Consider the following 782-nt stretch of genomic DNA (forward strand, 5'->3'; position numbering starts at 1 on the left):
GGAGCCGCCTAGGGTAAAATCGGTAATTGGGGCTAAGTCGTAACAAGGTAGCCGTATCGGAAGGTGCGGCTGGAATACCTCCTTTTTAGAGCGCATTTGCCTGCGCTGTTGTTTTCCTTTCTTTTAAATTATTCACAAGTTCTTTAGTTTACTACCTAGGTAGTATCCGTTACAGATCCGTAGCTCAGCCTGGTTAGAGCACTACACTGATAATGTAGGGGTCAGCAGTTCAAATCTGCTCGGGTCTACTAGTTAAGATCTGCTTCCGGCAGTATCAAAACCTGGGGGGTTAGCTCAGTTGGCTAGAGCATCTGCCTTGCACGCAGAGGGTCATCGGTTCGACTCCGATATCCTCCACCAGCAGGAGACGCAAGGTCTCCATCAATAAGTTCTTTTTTTAAACGGTGTTGGAATATGTTTTCTTTTCGAACAGGAAAGCAGAATATGATTCATGAAGGGTCGCACCTTCGCACTGACAGGTTTTCCGGCAATAACTGCAAGGTTACGGTACCATAGTAATTATGGAGCTGGCTGGGGACAAGTTCTTTGACATATTGGGAAAACAAGTTGTAATACACGAGAGTGTAGACTTAAGATTTTTAAAGCGAATAAGGGCGCATGGTGGATGCCTAGGCTCTAGGAGGCGACGAAGGACGTGGTAAGCTGCGATAAGCGACGGAGAGCTGCAAACGAGCGATATATCCGTTGATTTCCGAATGGGACAACCCGGCATGCTGAAGGCATGTCAACCGAGAGGTGGCCAACGCAGGGAACTGAAACAT

Annotated in this window: 2 tRNA genes and 2 rRNA genes; all 4 read left to right on the plus strand. The window is 47.4% G+C overall.

Going from position 1 to position 782, the window contains the following annotated elements:
• Positions 1-85, plus strand: a 16S ribosomal RNA gene (locus D3A97_RS24700); the annotation flags it as partial.
• Positions 86-173: 88 nt separating this feature from the next.
• A tRNA-Ile gene (locus tag D3A97_RS24705) sits at positions 174-248 on the plus strand.
• A 35-nt stretch (positions 249-283) separates the two neighbouring features.
• Positions 284-360 (plus strand) — tRNA-Ala (locus D3A97_RS24710).
• A 238-nt stretch (positions 361-598) separates the two neighbouring features.
• Positions 599-782 (plus strand): 23S ribosomal RNA (locus D3A97_RS24715); the annotation flags it as partial.

Origin of the sequence: Chitinophaga alhagiae, from assembly GCF_003568665.1 — a bacterium.
Lineage (GTDB): Bacteria > Bacteroidota > Bacteroidia > Chitinophagales > Chitinophagaceae > Chitinophaga > Chitinophaga alhagiae.